Source organism: Henriciella sp. AS95 (assembly GCF_038900055.1).
Lineage (GTDB): Bacteria > Pseudomonadota > Alphaproteobacteria > Caulobacterales > Hyphomonadaceae > Henriciella.
The window spans coordinates 1,897,380-1,915,571 of sequence record NZ_JBBMQM010000001.1; the positions used below are offsets into that span (position 1 = coordinate 1,897,380).

The window sequence follows — 18,192 nt, forward strand, 5'->3', positions numbered from 1 at the left end:
CATCGTCAGATTTTCACACAAGGCTTTCACTTTGATGTCAAAATGGACTGACCGAAAACTGCTGATAACGGGTCTGGCCGGTACCGTCATTGCGACACCTTCTTGTTTTGCATCAATGAGCATGTGCCTCAGCCCCGGCCGGGTACCAAAAATGGACAGGCTGAACCTTGAAGCTGCCTGCGCCGAGTGCACTCGGCGGGGCATCCAGGTGAACACATCGATGCGTACGAGCGATCCCGCGGTCTTCGCCGCAGGCGAATGCGGCGACAGCGGCCCCAACCTGATCCCGGCCACGCCTCCGACATCGGGTCGATGGTGTGATTTTGAATACTTGATCGAGGCCGCGTCGCCATGCCTGGTCACAAGCCAAGGAAGAAATAATGAATCAAACCGTAAAGACAGGCGATTGCTGCTCCGTCAATAAAAACGGCGACGACAGCTATGACCTCATCGTCATAGGTGCTGGCTCGGCCGGGTTTTCGGCTTCGATTAGCGCGGCCGAGGCCGGCAGGCGCGTGGCCATGGTTGGACATGGCACCATCGGCGGCACCTGCGTCAATGTCGGCTGCGTGCCGTCCAAGGCGATGATACGGGCCGGTGAAGCGGTGCATGCTGGTACAGCGGCGGCACGGTTTCCGGGCATTGAGCCCTGTGCGCAGAGCGTGGACTGGTCAGCGGTCGTCAAGGGGACGGCCGAACTGGTCGACGAGATGCGCCAGAAAAAATATATCGATTTGCTGCCTTCCTATGAGAATATCACCTATATTGAGAAAGGTGCCGCACGCCTGATCGAAGGCGGGATTGAGGTCGGCGGGCGGATCATCGCTGCACCGAAGGTTCTAATCGCCACCGGCTCGCGCCCTTTCTTGCCGGAAATTGACGGGATCGAGACCGTGGAGGCGCTCGATTCCTGGGACCTTCTCAGCCTGCCCGATCAGCCCGAAAGCATCCTGGTACTGGGCGGCGGCTATATTGGCTGTGAACTGGCGCAGATGGCGTCGCGGCTGGGCGTCAAGGTTACACTGGTCACGCGTTCGCGCCTTCTGCCCGGCGTGGAACCGGAAGTGGCCAAGGCGTTGACCGACGCGTTGAAGGCTGAGGGTGTCGCGGTCGAGACCAGCCTGTCCTACCGATCGGTGAGACGGAGTGACGGCGGCGTCACGCTGACAATCGAACGGGGTGGAAAGCCTGTGACCCTCTCCGCGCAGCGGCTTGTGGCCACCACAGGCCGGGTGGCCAATTCCGAAGACCTCGGCTTGCGCGAGTTCGGCATCGAGACCGATGCGCGTGGATCGATCAAGGTCGGAGCCGACATGGCCACAACGCGGCCTGGCGTCTGGGCAGCGGGTGATGTCACCGATCGCGACCAGTTCGTCTACATGGCCGCTTATGGGGCCAAGGTGGCGGCCAACAATGCGCTCGGGCTTCAGGATTTGCGCTATGACAATGGGGCCATGCCCTGGGTCGTGTTCACCGATCCGCAGGTCGCCGGCGTCGGCCTTTCCGAGGTGCAGGCGAAGGCAGCCGGTCATGACGTCAAGGCCAGCGTGCTGACGCTGGACCACGTGGCACGCGCCGCCGCCGCCCGCGATACCCGCGGCGTCATCAAGCTGGTCGCGGATGCGAAGACCGACCGCCTCCTGGGCGGACAGATCGCGGCGCCCGAAGGGTCTGATGCGATTCAGACGCTGGCTATGGCGTTGAAGTTCGGCATGACGAGCAAGGCGCTTGGCGAGACAATTTTTCCATACCTGACAACTGTTGAAGGGTTGAAATTGGCGGCACAGACGTTCGACAAGGACGTGGCGAAGCTTTCATGCTGCGCAGGCTGAAACCAATTTTAACCGCAACGGGGCCTCGCCAGTCCAGCCAGATCAGGAAACGTCCCAGCCATGGATATTCGCGCGACGTTGTTGATCTATGCTGGCGCGGCAACCGCCGAAATTGCCGGTTGTTTTGCATTCTGGGCCTGGCTGCGGCTTGGAAAGTCCGCTTTCTGGCTGGTTCCGGGGATGATATCCCTTGTTGTATTCGCTTGGCTGCTGACACTGGTGGAAGCGTCTGCAGCCGGGCGCGCCTATGCCGCCTATGGTGGGGTTTACATAACTTCCTCGCTCATCTGGCTATGGACCATTGAGGGGATTCGTCCCGACCGCTGGGATCTGATAGGGGTTGTAACCTGTCTGATCGGGGCTGCGGTTATTCTTTTTGGTCCGCGCATGCCAGTTTGACGCTATGGCGAAACGGGTCTTTATCGTCTTCCCTTTAGCTCGATCGGGGACAGTGCCGGAGTATGCCGCCTTACTGATCTGGAGGGTTGTCCGGATAAATCGTTTCTTGGTCCGGGCAGTCGCGGCCATTCGCGGGAATGCTGCAAATTTCCATGATGCGATGAGAACCGTCCCGGCCCCGTTTGACCTGGAAGATCACGTCATCGCCTTCAGAGAGGTCAGTCAGCTCAACATCGCCCATTAAAGCGAAACTCATGGTCATCGCGCCCATGGCGATGCCTTCGAAAGGGCCATGGTCGATGGTGACCCGGCCGTCGTCGCGATCAAGGGATGTGATCCTGCCCGTGGCCCGTCCAGTATCGCCGGGCATAGCTTCATCTGCCTGTTCGAACGGTTCAGGCCTGGTCTGGTCCGCAGGGCCGGATGCTGGCGGCGTTCGGCTTTCGGGGTCACTGCAGGCTGTCAGGGAAACGGAACCTAACAAGAAGGCGGTAATCAGAATTCTTTGAGTCATTGGGATTTCCTGGTGAACTAATCGGGAGACGCAGGCATTCCGGCCGCGGAACGCGGCCGGAACCTGATTTACGAATTTTTTGCTTGAAACAGAGGACCGGCTAGTGATCGGTGTCGTCATGATCCTTGCCTGACATGCCGGACATGGATCCGTGTCCGCCCATGTTGCAGTCCATCATGCCTTTGCCTTTCATCATCGACATCATGGATAGTTTGAAAGCATCCGGATCGCCGCCGATCGGCATCATCATGGCGATATCATAATTGTCGCTGTCGTCCTGCTTGAGCATGAAATGGACGTTGTCGCCATTCTCGAATTTGTCGAGCGCAACCATTCCGCCGACCTCGAAGTCCATTGTCATTTCACCCCAGCCGATCTTCTTGATCGGATCGTGTGAAATATTGACGGTTCGGGCATCCAGATCGACGCCGTTAATGACGCCAAAGCCGGGCGCCATGTCGCCGCAGCAGCTCATGCCGGACATGTCCATGTCTTTCATGCTGTCCATTTTCATGCCGGCCTCCTGGGCGAGCGCCGGACCAATCAGGGCCAGTCCGAGGATTGCGCCTGTGACTGCTGTCTTTCTGACGAGGGTTTTCATCGTTTTCTTCCTTTTTGATTGTCAGGCGCGGCTTTCAACAGAGGCCCCCGATGCGCGCCGGGACGGGGGAATAGGGTGGATGGACACGGGACTATTATTTCGACCTCAGATATTTGATGAGGGCAGCGATCCCGAGCAGGAGGAGGAGCACAGCAAGCAGCATGAACACCGTGCCGAACAGGCCGCCACCCATCATGCCGCCGTCGATCATCATTCTGCCTGATGAGCGATCCTGCGCGGCCGCCGGCAGCATGGCGCCACTCAGAAGCAGTGGAAACAAAAGCTGAATTTTCAACAGGTGTCTCGTCATGGTTTTTCTCCTTCGGGGGTGAATGAGCCGGCCCGGTTATCCGGTTCGGCCCGGGGTAAATCTGATGGAATCTGCAGCCCGACCCGGATGTAGTAGATGGCCGGGATCACGATCAGGGAGAGGATGAGGGTTGAGGCCATGCCGCCAAGCATGGGCAGGGCAATCCGGCGCATGACGTCCGATCCGAGGCCGTCGGTCAGGAAGATCGGGGCAAGACCTGCAAAAATGGTCGTGACCGTCATCAACTTCGGCCTGACGCGCATGGCCGCGCCCTTGCTGACAGCTGCGAAAAGCTGGCTCCTGTCAGACGGGTTCGCCTTTCGGACTTCCGCGTCGATATAGAGCAGCATCACGACGGCCGTCTCGACAGCGATGCCGCCCAGGGCGATGAAACCGACCGCGACGGCAACTGACAGATTGTAGCCTGCCAGCCAGACGGCCCACATTCCGCCGACCAGGCCGAATGGCAGGCTGGCCATGATGATCAGGGTCCGGTCGAGCCGGCCGAAATGTAGCATCAGCAGCAGGAAGATCAGTGCAATCGCAGCTGGAATGGCGATTTTCAGCCGCGCATTCGCTTCCTGCATCTGTTCATACTGTCCGGAGAACTCCACCGCATATCCCGCAGGCAGGTCGACGGCGTTGGCAATCACCTGTCTGGCGTCTGCAACATAGCTGCCCATGTCCCGGTCCGCGATGTCGACGAAAACCCAGCCAGTCAGCCTGGCATTTTCCGATCGGATCATTGGCGGGCCTTCCGCATAGGAAATGTCCGCCAGTTCGCTGAGAGGGATATGGGCGCCGGACGGGGCGGGCACGAGTATCTCTTCCAGGTCTGTGGCACTCTCACGAAATGGCCGATCATAGCGCAGGATGATGTCATAGCGTTCCCGGCCCTCGACAGACTGGGAGAGCGTCATGCCGCCCAGGGCGGTTTGGATCACGGACTGGAAGGCTGCCATGTCGATATTCCGCCGGGCGAGTTCGCCCCTATCCGGCGTGATCTCGAGATATTTTCCGCCCATGACCCTGTCGGCGAAGGCCGAGCGCGTTCCGGGTACGTCCGAAATGGCCGCTTCTATGTCCCGGGCAATGGTCTCAATCTCTGTCAGATCATCGCCGGTAACCTTGATGCCAATGGGCGTGCGCACACCTGTTGAAACCATGTCCATGCGAATCTTGATCGGATAGCCCCATGAATTCACGAGGCCGGGCATTTGCAGCTTGGCATCGAGCTCATCGGTGATGTCCTCGACCGTCACACCTGGCCGCCAATCCTCCTTCGGTTTCAGCTTGATCCATGTTTCGATCATGGTGAGTGGCGCTGGATCGGTTGCGGTATCGGCGCGCCCGGCCTTGCCGAAGACACGATCGACTTCTGGCACGGTCTTGATGACGCGGTTTGTCTGGCCAAGAATCTCCCGCATCTTGGTGGATGACACGCCGGGCAGGGTGGTCGGCATGTAGAGGAGCTCGCCTTCATAAAGGGCCGGCATGAATTCCGAGCCGATCCTCTGGACCGGCACGATGACACTGGCCGTCAGCGCGAGCGCAAGGGCGACCGTGATCCATTTGAACCTCAGGGCTAGATGGAGCAGCGGTTTGTAGGCCCAGACGAAGAAGGCGTTCAGGGGATTGGCTTCCTCGCGCCGGAACCGACCCCGCATCAGGTACAGCATCAGAACCGGGACAAGTGTCACCGACAGAATGGCCGCGAAGGCCATCGCATAGGTCTTGGTATAGGCGAGAGGACTGAAGAGCCTGAAGCTCTGACCGGTCAGGGCAAAGACCGGCAGGAAGGAGACCGTGATGATGAGGAGTGAAAAGAATATGCCGGGGCCGACTTCCTGAGCCGACTCGACCAGCGCCTGGCGGCGCACGCTCGGATCGGGTTTCGGTCCCAGATCCGCCAGTTTCCGGCTGGCATTCTCGACAAGCACAATCGAGGCGTCGACCATGGCGCCGATCGCGATGGCGATCCCGCCAAGTGACATGATGTTCGCTGTGACACCTTGCCAGGACATGATCAGGAACGCGCCGAGCACTCCGAGCGGCAAGGTGATGATGGCAACCAGAGATGACCTTACATGGAGGAGGAAGATCAGGATGACGAGCGCAACCGCGATGCCTTCCTCGATCAGCTTGTCTTTCAGATAATCGACCGAACCCTCGATGAGTGGCGCGCGGTCATACACAGTGACAATCTCGACACCTTCCGGCAGGCCGCGCTGGAGACTATCAAGTTTCTCCTTCACACGTTCGATCACCGACAGCGCATTCTCGCCATCGCGCATCACCACGATGCCGGACACCGTTTCGCCTTCGCCATTGAGTTCGACAATGCCGCGCCGGAGGGCCGGGCCTTCGACAATCCGGGCGACATGGCTCAGCTGGACGGGGGTGCCATCCTCTGCCTTGACCACGACCTGTTCGAGATCAAGCTTCTCATCGACATAGCCTGATGAGCGGATGACATATTCCGTTTCGCCCTGTTCGAGCACGCGGCCACCGACTTCGCTTGAGGCTGCGCGGACCGCGTCACGGATACGGGTGATCGACAGGTCGTAACTTCTCAGGCGATTGGGATCGAGGAGAACCTGGTATTCCCTGACAAAACCGCCGACCGAGGCGACTTCAGAGACCCCCTCCACACCGGCCAGTTCGAGTTTCAGGAACCAGTCCTGGAGTGAACGCAGCTCGGCGAGATCGGTCTTGCCGGTCTTGTCGACCAAGGCATACTGATAGACCCAGCCAACGCCGGTCGCATCCGGTCCTATCTGCGGTACGGCGCCTTCCGGGAGTTCAGACCCCAGCCGGGACAAGGCTTCGAGCACGCGCGAGCGGGCCCAGTAGAGGTCAACATCATCGTCAAATATGACATAGACAAAACTGGTGCCGAACATTGAGGAGCCGCGCACATCCTTGGTCTTCGGCAGACCGAGAAGGTTCGTCGATAGTGGATAGGTGACGAGGTCCTCGACAATCTGCGGGCTCTGGCCCGGAAAATCGGTACGAATAATGACCTGGGTATCTGTCAGGTCCGGCACTGCATCGAGCGGCGTGCGCTGGATCGCCATCCACCCGGTCACAGCCAGTGCAGCGGCGAGCATGAGGACGATGAGCTGGTTGGAAACCGACCAGGAGATCAGCTTTGCCACCCATGATCTGGAGGGGTCTTGCCCCGCGAGGTCTCTGTCGTTTCGTTCAGTCATGACCGTCCCCCGAATGCCCAGGGGCCTGGTCAGCGCCAGTCTCGCCGTCATTGGTCGTCATCGACATGCCGGCCATCGGGTTGGGCCAGTCAATCCGTTCAGCTCCATCTGCGCTGTACGGATTGGCCGGTTTGGCTTCTTCCTGCAGCCAGTACCGGCCCGTTGCGGTGTCCCGGTAGAGCACCAGACCAGCCTCGCTGTAATGCTGAGGTGCGCCTTCCAGCAGCCAGGGTTTCAAGGCCTCGACCAGGTCTGAGAGTTGTGTGGCAAGGTCTTCGCGGTCCGTGGCGTCCTGCGCGGCGGCGAGAGCGGTTTGCGTAGCATCCATGACCGGTGCCAGTTTCGTGTTCGCGTAACGGTCCCGCAGCACAGGCACCAGGGCGAGGGCGGGGTCCACGAATAGCGGATCGATGTCATACCCGTCTGTCAGGGCCTCGTGGAAGTAGAGCGCCATGTCAGTGAAGTGATCGATTTCGGCGAGGGCTTTACTGTCCACCGGTATATCGGAGAGCGGTGTTTCCGGACTGGCCGCACTCGCATCTGGAGCTTCCAGCTTGGCAAGGCCTTCTTTCAGGTTGGCTTCGCTATCGAGCAGGAACTGCCCGCTGGCGACGACCATGTCGCCGCTTTCCAGACCCGACAGGATTTCGGTCCGGCCATTGGCCGAAATGCCGGTTTGCACGGCGCGTCCGGAGAAGCGGCCATTGCCCTCGGCGATGACGACACGGGCGCCCTCGCTACCAAGTAGAATGGCTTCACTCGGAACCGAAAGACGCGGTCGGCCGCCGATATTCAGCCTTATGTCCGCATAGGCGCCCGGGCGAAGATAGCCCGACACATTGTCCACTTCGATCCGGACGTCGGCTGTACGGGTTTTCGGGTCGATTGTCGGATAGATATAGTCGACCTGGCCTTTGCCGGGGGCATCGGGCGCGCTCGGAAAATCGAGTTCGGCCGGCATGCCTGCCTGCACCAGCGGCAGGTCGCTCTCCGGCACAGAGGCAATGACCCAGACATCGGCATAGGATTGCAGGCGCAGTATGGGTGTACCGGGTTTGACATAGTCGCCATTGCGGATCTGAAGCTCGGCAACCGTGCCGCCGGCTTCTGCGTAAACCGGAACACGTTCAATGACCTGGCGGGTTTCGGTCAGCCGGTCGATGGCCGCATTCTGCATGCCAAGGGAGCGCAGGCGTTGGCGAACCGACGCGATGCGCGCTTCGTTGCCGATCTTGAACGAGTTCAGATAATCTTTCTGCGCGGCGATCAGGTCCGGACTGTAGATCCGGTAGAGGAGACTGCCGGGGCGGACGGTGTCGCCCTCGGCATTGACCGCCAGATTCTCAATCCAGCCTTCTAGCCGCGAGACGGTAACATTTTCGAGCCGTTCATTGGTCTCGACCGTGCCGAAGGCTCTCAGTACACGGCTGAAATCCCCGGTCTCGGCAGGTGCTGTCCGGATCCCCATGGTCTGGATCATTTCCGGCGAGACGGCCACGCCCGATCCGGTGCCATCGGCATAAACCGGGATGTAATCCATGCCCATGGAATCCTTTTTCGGAACGGGCGAGGTGTCCGGCTTGCCCATGGGATGCTTGTAGTAAAGGATTTCGCCTGCTGAGCTCGTTGGTTCCTGGGCCTTGTCGGCAGGCACCAGGTCCATGCCGCAGATCGGGCAGGTGCCGTCCGGATCGGTCGAAATATAGTGAGGGTGCATGGGGCAGGTGTATCGTTGCGTCTCGCTCGAGGCGTTCGGTTTTTCACCCTGGCCGCCCGGTGATCCGCCCGGTGCGCCGCATGCGGCGAGCAAGAGGGCGGCAGATGCGGTGCCCATTATCAGGAATGTCTTTTTCATTGTGTCACCAGGAGGGCATTCAGGCGTGCGATCGCAGCGGCCTTGCGGGCCGTTTCAGCTTCGATTTCCGCCCGGAGTTTGAGAATGGCGATCTCGCCGTCAATGATCGGCGCATAGCCGCCAACACCGGATTCATAGGTAATCAACTGGGCCTCGACTTCGTCTTCGACGGCAGCGATCTTGACCTGCAGGACGTCGATACTGGCATCGGTCGCGCGGATAATGGCGTCCCGGGACGCATACTGGGCCGCCGCATTCCGTGCGGCAGCCTGGTAGCGTTGCTCGGCGCCGGCCCGCTCAGCCTTTGCGGCGCGCAAGTTCGGTGCCTGCTTCCTTTCGGCCCAGAGCGGAACCGTAAAAGTCACCATACCGGAGACCCAGTCATCCCCCGCGAACATCGCGCCTTCATCGCGCTGTTGATAAGTGAGCTGAGCCCCCCATTCTGGCTTCCAGGCCGCGCGGGCCTCGTCGATACCGTAATCGGTAACGCGGACGGCCGCGTCGGCAATGCGTACGGTATGGAACTCAAGCGCTGCGCCGGACCAGTCTCTTTCAGTCAGGGGAGGGAGGCCAGTTGAAGGGACCAGTCCGACGAGTTCGATCAGGCGCGCATCGGTCTCGGCTTCCTGCCGATCAAGATCAACAAGCGTCCGGGAAACTTCTGCCCGTTCGCTTTCAATTTCGGCAAGGCGATAGACGGCCGGGCGGCCCGCGTCGATCTCGGCCTCGACAATGTCGACAAGCTCGTCATATTTGGCGTTTCGCGCTTCGGCGAGGGATCTCTGCCTGGTCAGTCTAGTCTTGTCAGCGAGAAAAGCGATGAGTTCGGCGCGCAAGGCCGCATAACGGGCATCGCGAACCGCCTCGGTCTGTGCTGACATCGCCCGGGCTTCACCGGCGCGGGCTTCACGGCCCGCGAAGCTCGGAAATTGTTGCCGGATACCAACGGCTTTATTGGTCGGCAAGTAACTGTCGAATGAGGGATCGAAAATCGGAATGTTGTTGATCCCGAGGGATACGACGGGGTCCGGGAGTGCGGTTGAGGCGACAGCACGCTCCCGGTCGGCTTCGGCATCGTAACCGAGAGCGGAGAGGCTTGGATGGGCCTCGAGACGGGCTTCAAGCTCGGCAAAGCTCTGAGCGCTGGCAACCGCCGCCAGGGGCACAGCGGCAAACGCTGCGACCAGCAGCATTCTCGAAATGTGGGGCATGATAAAACAGGCTCTTCTGAATTGTGTGAGACGATGACGACGGGCTGCTGTGGCAGCCGCAGGTCATCGCTCTCAATTCAGGAAGCGCTGCTTTAGCGATATTGGCGTGTGCTGGACGATATCCAGCCGAGGTGGAGGCCCGGTCTTTAGTGTTTCGCGCTCTGGCAGGAATGCCTTTGGTGGGTTAGCGAGAACCGCAGCAAATTCTGCGTCTACATTCGCAACAGGTGCAACTGGATTGGCGTCACTGTGCGCCTGGATAAGCATGGGTGCACAGTCGTATCCCGCGGGGCAATCAGACGATGACGCCTGATCTGTATGCCCGGTGTCGGCCATGGCTTCCATCGCCATGTCATGACAGGGATGATTGCTGCTCATTTCAGTCGGCGCGGTTTCGGAGGCCCCGACCATCAATGGACACGCCATGACCGGATGAGCCGCCATGAAGGCAGCGGCAAACAGTGTCAGGAGGCGGGTCACAAACTGCATCATTGTTCAAATACGTGAAAAGATTAAAACTTTCATTTCAACAAACTGTGAGGCCGCTACTTCTTGCGGCCACCAAGCACAGCAACAAGTTCCTCGACCTTTTCACGCCGGTCATCGACATTGCTTCCGGTCAGGGCATGATCCACACACGTTGCGATATGGTCATCCAGGATAACGGCCTCGAGGCCGACAAGCGCGGCCTTCACAGCCTGCACCTGACGAATGACATCAATACAATACCGATCGTCGGACACCATCTTCGTGATGCCGCGCACTTGTCCCTCGATGCGGGCAAGCCTCCGGGTCGCGGCCTCTTTGGTTTCAGTCTTCATGGCAAATACCCCATACAGGGTATCCATATGGGGACCTCGTGAAGCAATTTCCAGTCTCTTTATGCGTCAGAAACGAAAGGTTCAGCCCAAGATGGACTGACAGTCATCACTCAATGGCATTTCCAGCTGCGCTCCACGCCTTCATCGAGCCGATATAGACATCGACGTTCGAGAACCTCTTCCGCAGAAGCTGCGAGGCGGCAATCGTGGCACGTGCACCGCTCCCGCACATGGTCGTGACCGGTTTGTCCGGGTCGAGGTCACTGGCCGCATCAGGCAGCTTGCCGACATAAGCGTGCTTGCTGTCCTTGATATGGCCGCTCTCATATTCGTCGATGGCCCGGACATCGAGCAGGGTCCAGCCAGCCGGCGGGTTGTCTACGCGCGCGGCGACGGTTTCGGTATCGACGAAGTCGAGTGTGTCGAGCGGGCCGTTCTGGACCGCCACGGGCATGGCGCCGCTGACAAATCCGCTCACATTGTCGAAGCCGATCCGCTGAAGCGTGGTGGCCGCATCGACCGCCTGGTCGTCATCGCGTGCTACCAGCAGCACCGGTTTGTCGCCTGGCAGCAACCAGCCCGCGAAGGCGCCGCGGATCGATGACCGCAGCTTCACCATCGGCACTAAGGAAATAGGAAAGGTGGGCAAGGCCCTGTGCCTTGATCTTTTGGAGTCTCATTCTGTTTCGCTCCTTTTCGGGATCGAATGGGTCTGACTGGACGTGGAAGGCGCGTCAGTCCTCGGCGATGGCTGCCCCGGCAGCGTCGTCTGGGTTGAGCGTGCCTTCAAAGGGAGGAACGGGGCGGCTCGCCGCCTCGCTTTCCGTCGATGCCGGGCCATTCTCCGCGATGTCCGAAATCAGCCATTCCATTTCCTTGATCTCGCGGCGCTGTGCCGTGATGATCTCGTCGGCAAGCTCGCGCACGCGGACATCCTCGATGCCGGCGCGTTCACTTGTCATGATGGCAATGGAGTGGTGGGGGATCATCGCTTTCATGTAGGACCGGTCGTCGACAGTGCTCTGGCTGCGCACCAGCCAGAGGGCCAGGACGAACACGACCGCAGCGCCAATGAAAATGCCGAAATTGATCCGGCTGTCCTTGTACATGTTGAGCATGAAGCTCAGCATCACGACGGCCATCGCGGCGCCCATGATGAAGGCCATGTAGAAGCGCGTTTCGCTCCAGCGAACATGCTCCCACGCATAGGTGTTGAGGTACATCAGTCCAAACATCACGATCACCGATGTGATGATCATTGCTCCAAACCGCCAATAACTGTTCTTCATATCCACTTTCAACATCCTCCTTATACAGTGGTGGGGTATTTCCACGACTAACGGAGAAGTGTGTGAACAGGTTCCGAGTTAATCCGATTTTTGAATTCCGCCCGAAGTTGGACCATCCATTTGGTTTCGCATCAGGAGGAAAATGAAGGATGCCGAGCACGAAATCAGCAGGAAACCATTGAGTGATTCCAGTCCCGCCAGGAACCGCGAATGTCCGGTTGGATAGATATCGCCCAGCCCAAGCGATGTGTAGTTGACGAGGGAGAAATAGAATATGTCCATGAACCCGTCCGCTTCGCCGCCCTTGAAACCACCCAAGTCAAAGGCATCCAGTAGCGTAAAGCTGGTTGCATAGAGCGCTGCCTCAGCGAGGTGCGCCAGGCCTGCACCAATGATACCCGAAACAACGATCGGGAGACCTGAACGCGCTTCATGGTTCAGGCGTCGGTGCAGATGCGCCAGTGCGAGATAATGCACTGTGCTTGCCAGCACAAAAGTGAGCAGTCCGATCAAGGTTGCGATGATCATGAATGGGCTTTGTGCTGGTCGTTTCCGGACTCCTCTGCGGGAGGATTGTCGCGAAGACGTTTCAGGAAGAAATGCTCGAATAAAAAGACTGCAGCCATGCCGAAAGCCGCGATCATGATGATGACTGGATCGGCTTGCCACTTCAGGGCGATGAAGGCGATCAGGACGACGGCATCGAGTGCCATCGCACAGATAAGGATTGCGGGTGCGGCGCCGACATCCCGTCTCAAATGCCGGAAGACGCCCCAATGGATGATGATATCCATGACCAGATAGAAGATTGCGCCAAGCGAAGCGATGCGACTGAGATCGAAGAAAGCCGCGAGCAATCCGGCAGCCACAACCGTATAGACGAGCGTATGACGCTGTACCGTTCCGGGCATGCCGAAATGTCTATGCGGAATCAGGTTCATGTCGGTCAGCATGGCGAGCATGCGAGAGACGGCAAACAAGCTGGCAAGCAGGCCTGAAGCTGTCGCGATGATCGCAATCGTTACTGTGAACCACAATCCATAGTTTCCAAGTGCTGGCCGGGCCGCTTCGGCGAGAGCATAGTCCTTCGCCGCAACAATCTCCGAGACAGTGAGGGTTGATCCGACAGCGAAACAGACAAGGAGATAGATGAAAGTGCAGATCGCAAGCGAGATCATGATGGCCCGCCCGACATTGCGGGTCGGTTCCTTCACCTCGTCGCCACTGTTCGTGATGGTGGTGAATCCCTTATAGGCCAGGATGGCGAGCGCGACGCCGGCCAGGAACCCACCGGCAGATGTGCTGTCAGCGAAACCGTCTGCTGCTGGCTGGAAGCTGAATCCGGCAGCCCAGATCGCAATAAGCGCGAAAATCAGTATGCCACCAATCTTGAGAATAGCCGTGACCTTCGATACGCCGCCGATCACCTGATTACCGGCAATATTTATCACGAAAGCCAGGATAATCAGTCCGATTGCCAGCAAGGGGACGAATATGCCGCCCTCGACGCCAAACAGCTGCAGCGTGTACGCACCGAACGTGCGGGCGACCAGGCTTTCATTGATGATCATCGAGAACGCCATCAGCAGGGCTGCGCTTCCAGTCACGGTAGACGGGCCGTAAGCGCGTTGGAGTATCATCGCGATGCCGCCGGCGCTCGGATACTTGTTGGAGACCTTGATATAGGAATAGGCGCTGAAGCCGCTGATGATGGCTGCCGTGAGGAAGGCGAGCGGAAACAGGTCGCCTGCAAATTCAGCGACCTGACCGGTCAGGGCAAAGATGCCGGCACCGATCATCACGCCCGTCCCCATGGCGACGGTGCCCGCCAGCGTCAGTGACCCTTGCTTGTAGTCATCCTCACTCATGGTCTTGCCGGTTCGGAGACCAATTGCGTTCCCCGATAGGAGGCATATGTCCTGGCATCCTCTCCAGAGAAGATGATGACATCATACCGATCTGGCGCGTTCGGTGTTTCCATGCCGGGAGAGCCTTGCGGCATGCCGGGCACCGAGACGCCGTTGACGTCAGGCTTTTCTTCGAGCAAGCGTCGTATTTCCCGAGCGGGAACGTGACCTTCAACGACATATCCGGCGACTTCTGCGGTATGGCAACTCATCAGTTCATCCCGAACACCAAGCCGTGACCGAATGGGTGTCAGGTCCTCTTCCTCTTTCACGATGACGTCGAAACCCTCGTCATGCAGGTGGTCCACCCAGGCGGCGCAGCAACCGCACCATGGCGTCTTGTGTACAGTGACTGTTTGCGCGTTGGCTGTGGGTGACGCGGAGAAGAGCATCATACCCGCTATCAGGGCTGCAATCATCAGCGCACCGAGCGCGCTCATAGCAAGTGGTCTGGACATGTCTGTGCTCCGGAAAATTAGAGTTTAAGGGTTCTCAGCCGCAAGGCGTTGCCGATAACAGATACGGAGCTGAAACTCATGGCGGCCGCCGCGATCATCGGGCTCAGTAACAAGCCGAAGAAGGGATACAGAATGCCAGCGGCAACCGGCACGCCAAGCGTATTGTAGAAGAACGCGAAGAACAGGTTCTGGCGGATGTTGCGCATCGTGGCGTGGCTGAGCTCCCGGGCCTTTGCGACCCCGATCAGATCGCCTTTCACAAGCGTTACACCGGCACTCTCCATGGCCACATCGGTTCCGGTTCCCATGGCGATTCCGACATCCGCCTGAGCGAGCGCGGGCGCATCATTTATGCCGTCACCGCACATGGCCACGCGGGCACCGTTCTTCTGGAGTTCGGACACGATCCGATGCTTGTCTTCAGGCGAGACGTCGGCGTGAACCTCATCGATGCCGACCTTGTCGGCGACCGCGCGTGCTGTCGTCTCATTGTCACCTGTCAACATCACAATCTTCAACCCTTCGGCATGAAGACGTCTGATGGCTTCCGGTGTCGTCTCCTTGATCGGGTCCGCCACAGAGACAAGGCCTGCCGGTTTTCCGTCGACGGCGGCGAACATAACCGTCTGGCCTTCGGTGCGGTACTGGTCAGCGCGTGTCCCGAGGTCGTCAGACCAGCCCCCGATCCGCTGCATCATCTTTCTGTTGCCGATGGCGACGGTTTGGCCGTCGACGCTTGCCTGCGCACCTTCGCCAGTGACGGATTCAAATCCGTGCGCATCCTTGTGAGGCGCGCCCTTGCCTTTTGCGCCACGCACGATCGCGTCGGCAAGTGGGTGCTCGCTCAAACGTTCCACCGCGGCTACGAGACTAAGCAACGAGGCTTCGTCGAAGCCTTCGCCTGGCTGGACGCGTACCAGTTCGGGACGTCCGAGCGTCAACGTCCCGGTCTTATCGACCACGATCGTATCGACCTTCTCAAGCGTCTCCAACGCTTCAGCATTCTTGATCAGGATGCCGTTGGACGCGCCCTTGCCCGTGCCGACCATGATCGACATTGGGGTTGCCAGACCTAACGCACAGGGACATGCGATGATCAGGACGGCAACGGCATTCACGATCGCAAAAGCCATCGCCGGGTCGGGTCCGAACACGGCCCACACGACAAAGGTCAGGATCGCAATTCCAATAACAGCCGGAACGAACCAGGCAGCGACGAGATCAGCGAGCCGCTGGATTGGAGCTCGGGACCGCTGAGCGGCGGCAACCATTCGGACAATCTGGGACAAGAGCGTGTCTTCGCCCACATGTGTCGCCTTCATAACGAGCGACCCGGTTCCGTTGACCGTGCCGCCGGTCACACGGGCGCCAGTGGCTTTTTCGACGGGCAGGGGTTCGCCGGTGACCATGGACTCGTCAACCGACCCATGGCCGTCGACGACCTCGCCATCGACCGGGATCTTCTCACCTGGCCGGACCCGCAGCTTGTCGCCAGACTTTACATCCGCGAGATCGACATCCTGTTCGCTGCCATCGTCAGCAATCCTGCGCGCAGTAGCAGGGGCAAGCTCCAGCAGTGCACGAATGGCTCCTGAGGTGGCGTTGCGCGCGCGCAGTTCGAGCACCTGGCCAAGTAAAACCAGCGTAACGATGACGGCGGCCGCCTCGTAGTAGACTGCTACCGCGCCGCCATGCCCACGGAATGAATCGGGAAATATGCCGGGCGCGAATGTTGCGACCAGGGAATAAATATAGGCCACGCCGACGCCCATCGCGATCAGGGTGAACATGTTGAGGTTGCGTCGCTTCACGGATTGCCAGCCGCGCTCGAAGAAAGGCCAGCCGGCCCAAACGACAACGGGAGTCGCGATCAGGGCCTGAAGCCAGACACTCCATGTCGGATCAATCCAGTGCCTGAGCGGGCTGCCGGGAATCATTTCGCCCATGACAAAGGCGAGCAGTGGCGCCGAGAAGACAAGGGCGACCCAGAAGCGCCGCGTCATGTCATCCAGTTCGCTGGTATCCTGCTCGGCCGTCACCGTTTCCGGTTCGAGCGCCATGCCGCAGATCGGGCAGCCTGTATTGGCAGTTTCGCGTACCTGCGGATGCATGGGACAGGTCCAGACGGTGCCGGCATAGCCGATCGGAACCTTGTCATAGGCATCATCGGGCTTCTCTGGAGCGGCCTGATCGTTGTGATGGCACGCATGTCCGGAATGGGCGTGAGAAGTGTCGTTGGTCATGGCTCTGACTCTTTCAGCAGGAGTGCTTCACAGGATGAGGGTATGCATCACTTTTATGCGCTGCTGTTTCGGTTGAAGAAGTTGAACAAGGGAACGAACAGAAGGGCGATGTACCAGCCATAGAGATAGCTCTCGACAAGGCCGATCAGGAAACCAGTCAGCGTTCCAAACTCAAATCCGGGCAGTAGATCCTGCCATGCTGGATGCATGTGAAGGCTGGACGGCGTCACACTCCCCCAGCCGACGCACAGCAAATAACTGACGAGCAGGAACAGAGACAGCGAGTGTCCGACGGGGATAATTTTCATTCTGACCTCCAGCGGTCCAGGCAAGAGCAAGTAGGACAGTCATAGTATAATACCCCTAGGGGGTATATTCAATATCATCGCCGCTTGCCGGTTGCTTTTCAACTTGGCCGGCAAGCGGCAGTTTGGATTTCCTCCTTATCGCGGCGCACGGGAGGACGAGTGCGTGTGAATGACCTGCCAGGTGCCGGCGACCTTGCGGAACAGCACCGTTTGTTTCCCGATACGCTCCAGGCGTTCGCCATTGGAGCTGAACGTTCCACTGATCGCTGTGTCCGCGACAGCCCATGCAAAGTCACTTCCCTCGAATTGCACGTCTATATTCGAGAAGTCGAGTTCGAGATCCGGAATGGTATCTTTTTCGGGCTCGACATGATTTTCGACAAGGTCGAGCAGGCCAGTATTCTCGCCGCCTGACTCAAAGTACCGGGCGCCTGACCAGTCGAGAAAGTTCTGTCGGAACAGTTCGCCATCGCCGGTCTCCCAACCGGTTTCGATCGCGGCCATGATATCCAGGATCGCCTGTTCATCAGTCGAGACCGGTTTGGTGTCGTGATGGCCGTCGGAGTTGTCGTGTCCGGCGGGGACCGTGCCTGACATTTCTCGATCAGCTGCACCGTCGGTATGGTCGTGATCATGTCCATCGCCGCTCGCCGATGATCCATCCATCGTGTCGGATGGAGGCGCTCCGTGAGCGTCTTGATGATCGTCTGTTGAATTTACGGTGCCTTGGTCGCCATGACCGGCTCCGCCGCCATGATCATGATCGTGGCCTGGCCCGCTGGCTTCAGGAAGGGTCTGCACGCCAAGTCCGTACTTGTAGACAATTGTGCCTCCCCACCACGCTGTAACCGTCAAAAGACCTGCCACCACCAGGGCACTGATCGCAAATACCGGGCCGGGCGACGAGGCCCTTCTCAGCCAGCGCCAACCGGCGAGGGCCAGTAAGGCGAGGCCCGTGGGAACAGCCCAGTTGCGATGGGTTGTCATCGCTTCATGGGACGGCGCATCGTGAGCAACGCTGTAATAGGCCTGAAACCCGGCCGCGATGGTGGCCAGAACCGCCAAGGCAGCCAATGCCAGCATCCAGTCGGCGGCCGGTCGAAGGCTGTCGCGCCAGCGGCCTGCAGGTACGAGGAGGCCAGCCACATATGCCAGGGCTGCAGATGTGCCGAGGGCATAGGTAAAATGCACCAGCACGGGGTGAATATTGGGTTCTATGAAACCGCCCATCT

At 59.2% G+C, this 18,192-nt stretch carries 19 protein-coding genes; 3 read left to right on the forward strand and 16 right to left on the reverse strand.

The genetic code is table 11. The features are described 5' to 3' along the window. The first annotated feature begins 121 nt into the window (after positions 1 to 121). The 3 genes from WNY37_RS09440 to WNY37_RS09450 are packed head-to-tail and all read left to right on the forward strand — an operon-like array spanning position 122 to position 2,231. Positions 122 to 424, forward strand: coding sequence for an FAD-dependent oxidoreductase (locus WNY37_RS09440; protein WP_256434990.1), 303 nt, complete (start codon positions 122 to 124; stop codon positions 422 to 424). Further along, a complete protein-coding gene (gene merA / locus WNY37_RS09445) occupies positions 381 to 1,832 on the forward strand; it encodes a mercury(II) reductase (RefSeq protein WP_034798644.1) in 1,452 nt (483 codons plus the stop codon). Before WNY37_RS09440 ends, merA begins: the two co-directional genes overlap by 44 nt. Before the next feature lie 60 nt (positions 1,833 to 1,892). Then, entirely contained in the window at positions 1,893 to 2,231 is a 339-nt protein-coding gene (locus WNY37_RS09450) for a YnfA family protein (protein ID WP_013301493.1), read from the forward strand. A 70-nt stretch (positions 2,232 to 2,301) separates the two neighbouring features. Here the strand turns inward: WNY37_RS09450 and WNY37_RS09455 are convergent, their stop codons facing one another. The 16 genes from WNY37_RS09455 to WNY37_RS09530 form a co-directional block, all read right to left on the reverse strand. After that, positions 2,302 to 2,865, reverse strand: coding sequence for a copper-binding protein (locus WNY37_RS09455; RefSeq protein ID WP_241765235.1), 564 nt, complete (start codon positions 2,863 to 2,865; stop codon positions 2,302 to 2,304). Then, the gene (locus WNY37_RS09460) at positions 2,846 to 3,346 is read right to left on the reverse strand and encodes a copper-binding protein (protein ID WP_013301491.1); all 501 of its coding nucleotides are present in this window, start codon (positions 3,344 to 3,346) and stop codon (positions 2,846 to 2,848) included. The genes WNY37_RS09455 and WNY37_RS09460 overlap by 20 nt, the downstream gene beginning before the upstream one ends. 94 nt (positions 3,347 to 3,440) lie before the next feature. Then, the gene (locus WNY37_RS09465) at positions 3,441 to 3,656 is read right to left on the reverse strand and encodes a hypothetical protein (protein ID WP_034798647.1); all 216 of its coding nucleotides are present in this window, start codon (positions 3,654 to 3,656) and stop codon (positions 3,441 to 3,443) included. Next, a complete protein-coding gene (locus WNY37_RS09470; protein ID WP_034798648.1) occupies positions 3,653 to 6,868 on the reverse strand; it encodes a CusA/CzcA family heavy metal efflux RND transporter in 3,216 nt (1,071 codons plus the stop codon). Before WNY37_RS09470 ends, WNY37_RS09465 begins: the two co-directional genes overlap by 4 nt. Continuing rightward, positions 6,861 to 8,723, reverse strand: coding sequence for an efflux RND transporter periplasmic adaptor subunit (locus WNY37_RS09475; protein ID WP_034798649.1), 1,863 nt, complete (start codon positions 8,721 to 8,723; stop codon positions 6,861 to 6,863). The genes WNY37_RS09470 and WNY37_RS09475 overlap by 8 nt, the downstream gene beginning before the upstream one ends. Further along, positions 8,720 to 9,934, reverse strand: a complete 1,215-nt coding sequence (locus tag WNY37_RS09480) for a TolC family protein (RefSeq protein ID WP_034798650.1) — start codon at positions 9,932 to 9,934, stop codon at positions 8,720 to 8,722. The genes WNY37_RS09475 and WNY37_RS09480 overlap by 4 nt, the downstream gene beginning before the upstream one ends. A gap of 72 nt (positions 9,935 to 10,006) precedes the next feature. Further along, positions 10,007 to 10,423 (reverse strand): hypothetical protein, encoded by a 417-nt coding sequence (locus WNY37_RS09485; protein ID WP_198019773.1) that lies wholly within the window; start codon positions 10,421 to 10,423, stop codon positions 10,007 to 10,009. Between the two features lie 56 nt (positions 10,424 to 10,479). Beyond that, complete coding sequence (locus WNY37_RS09490) at positions 10,480 to 10,755, reverse strand: metal-sensitive transcriptional regulator (RefSeq protein WP_034798806.1); 276 nt, start codon at positions 10,753 to 10,755, stop codon at positions 10,480 to 10,482. Positions 10,756 to 10,861: 106 nt separating this feature from the next. Further along, the gene (locus tag WNY37_RS09495; protein ID WP_241765236.1) at positions 10,862 to 11,404 is read right to left on the reverse strand and encodes a rhodanese-like domain-containing protein; all 543 of its coding nucleotides are present in this window, start codon (positions 11,402 to 11,404) and stop codon (positions 10,862 to 10,864) included. Between the two features lie 85 nt (positions 11,405 to 11,489). Continuing rightward, positions 11,490 to 12,044, reverse strand: a complete 555-nt coding sequence (locus WNY37_RS09500) for a DUF305 domain-containing protein (protein WP_034798811.1) — start codon at positions 12,042 to 12,044, stop codon at positions 11,490 to 11,492. A 78-nt stretch (positions 12,045 to 12,122) separates the two neighbouring features. Beyond that, positions 12,123 to 12,572 carry an ion channel gene (locus tag WNY37_RS09505; protein WP_034798652.1) on the reverse strand — a complete coding sequence of 150 codons (450 nt, stop codon included), beginning with the start codon at positions 12,570 to 12,572 and terminating at the stop codon, positions 12,123 to 12,125. Further along, complete coding sequence (locus tag WNY37_RS09510; RefSeq protein WP_034798653.1) at positions 12,569 to 13,912, reverse strand: APC family permease; 1,344 nt, start codon at positions 13,910 to 13,912, stop codon at positions 12,569 to 12,571. Before WNY37_RS09510 ends, WNY37_RS09505 begins: the two co-directional genes overlap by 4 nt. Then, the gene (locus WNY37_RS09515) at positions 13,909 to 14,409 is read right to left on the reverse strand and encodes a DUF411 domain-containing protein (protein ID WP_034798655.1); all 501 of its coding nucleotides are present in this window, start codon (positions 14,407 to 14,409) and stop codon (positions 13,909 to 13,911) included. Before WNY37_RS09515 ends, WNY37_RS09510 begins: the two co-directional genes overlap by 4 nt. 17 nt (positions 14,410 to 14,426) lie before the next feature. Further along, the gene (locus WNY37_RS09520; protein ID WP_034798657.1) at positions 14,427 to 16,652 is read right to left on the reverse strand and encodes a copper-translocating P-type ATPase; all 2,226 of its coding nucleotides are present in this window, start codon (positions 16,650 to 16,652) and stop codon (positions 14,427 to 14,429) included. Positions 16,653 to 16,705: 53 nt separating this feature from the next. Further along, a complete protein-coding gene (locus WNY37_RS09525; protein WP_034798659.1) occupies positions 16,706 to 16,960 on the reverse strand; it encodes a hypothetical protein in 255 nt (84 codons plus the stop codon). Positions 16,961 to 17,095: 135 nt separating this feature from the next. Next, entirely contained in the window at positions 17,096 to 18,190 is a 1,095-nt protein-coding gene (locus tag WNY37_RS09530) for a DUF2231 domain-containing protein (RefSeq protein ID WP_034798660.1), read from the reverse strand. Positions 18,191 to 18,192 lie beyond the last annotated feature (2 nt).

Bases quoted from the DNA above. Each gene is read 5' to 3' on its own strand.
- WNY37_RS09450 (WP_013301493.1), top strand. From the start codon at position 1,893: ATGGATATTCGCGCGACGTTGTTGATCTATGCTGGCGCGGCAACCGCC.
- WNY37_RS09525 (WP_034798659.1), bottom strand. From the start codon at position 16,960: ATGAAAATTATCCCCGTCGGACACTCGCTGTCTCTGTTCCTGCTCGTC.
- WNY37_RS09510 (WP_034798653.1), bottom strand. From the start codon at position 13,912: ATGAGTGAGGATGACTACAAGCAAGGGTCACTGACGCTGGCGGGCACC.
- WNY37_RS09515 (WP_034798655.1), bottom strand. From the start codon at position 14,409: ATGTCCAGACCACTTGCTATGAGCGCGCTCGGTGCGCTGATGATTGCA.
- WNY37_RS09505 (WP_034798652.1), bottom strand. From the start codon at position 12,572: ATGATCATCGCAACCTTGATCGGACTGCTCACTTTTGTGCTGGCAAGC.
- WNY37_RS09440 (WP_256434990.1), top strand. From the start codon at position 122: ATGTGCCTCAGCCCCGGCCGGGTACCAAAAATGGACAGGCTGAACCTT.
- WNY37_RS09465 (WP_034798647.1), bottom strand. From the start codon at position 3,656: ATGACGAGACACCTGTTGAAAATTCAGCTTTTGTTTCCACTGCTTCTG.
- WNY37_RS09485 (WP_198019773.1), bottom strand. From the start codon at position 10,423: ATGCAGTTTGTGACCCGCCTCCTGACACTGTTTGCCGCTGCCTTCATG.
- WNY37_RS09490 (WP_034798806.1), bottom strand. From the start codon at position 10,755: ATGAAGACTGAAACCAAAGAGGCCGCGACCCGGAGGCTTGCCCGCATC.
- WNY37_RS09460 (WP_013301491.1), bottom strand. From the start codon at position 3,346: ATGAAAACCCTCGTCAGAAAGACAGCAGTCACAGGCGCAATCCTCGGA.
- WNY37_RS09470 (WP_034798648.1), bottom strand. From the start codon at position 6,868: ATGACTGAACGAAACGACAGAGACCTCGCGGGGCAAGACCCCTCCAGA.
- WNY37_RS09455 (WP_241765235.1), bottom strand. From the start codon at position 2,865: ATGACGACACCGATCACTAGCCGGTCCTCTGTTTCAAGCAAAAAATTC.
- WNY37_RS09530 (WP_034798660.1), bottom strand. From the start codon at position 18,190: ATGGGCGGTTTCATAGAACCCAATATTCACCCCGTGCTGGTGCATTTT.
- WNY37_RS09480 (WP_034798650.1), bottom strand. From the start codon at position 9,934: ATGCCCCACATTTCGAGAATGCTGCTGGTCGCAGCGTTTGCCGCTGTG.
- WNY37_RS09475 (WP_034798649.1), bottom strand. From the start codon at position 8,723: ATGAAAAAGACATTCCTGATAATGGGCACCGCATCTGCCGCCCTCTTG.
- WNY37_RS09520 (WP_034798657.1), bottom strand. From the start codon at position 16,652: ATGACCAACGACACTTCTCACGCCCATTCCGGACATGCGTGCCATCAC.
- merA (WP_034798644.1), top strand. From the start codon at position 381: ATGAATCAAACCGTAAAGACAGGCGATTGCTGCTCCGTCAATAAAAAC.
- WNY37_RS09500 (WP_034798811.1), bottom strand. From the start codon at position 12,044: ATGAAGAACAGTTATTGGCGGTTTGGAGCAATGATCATCACATCGGTG.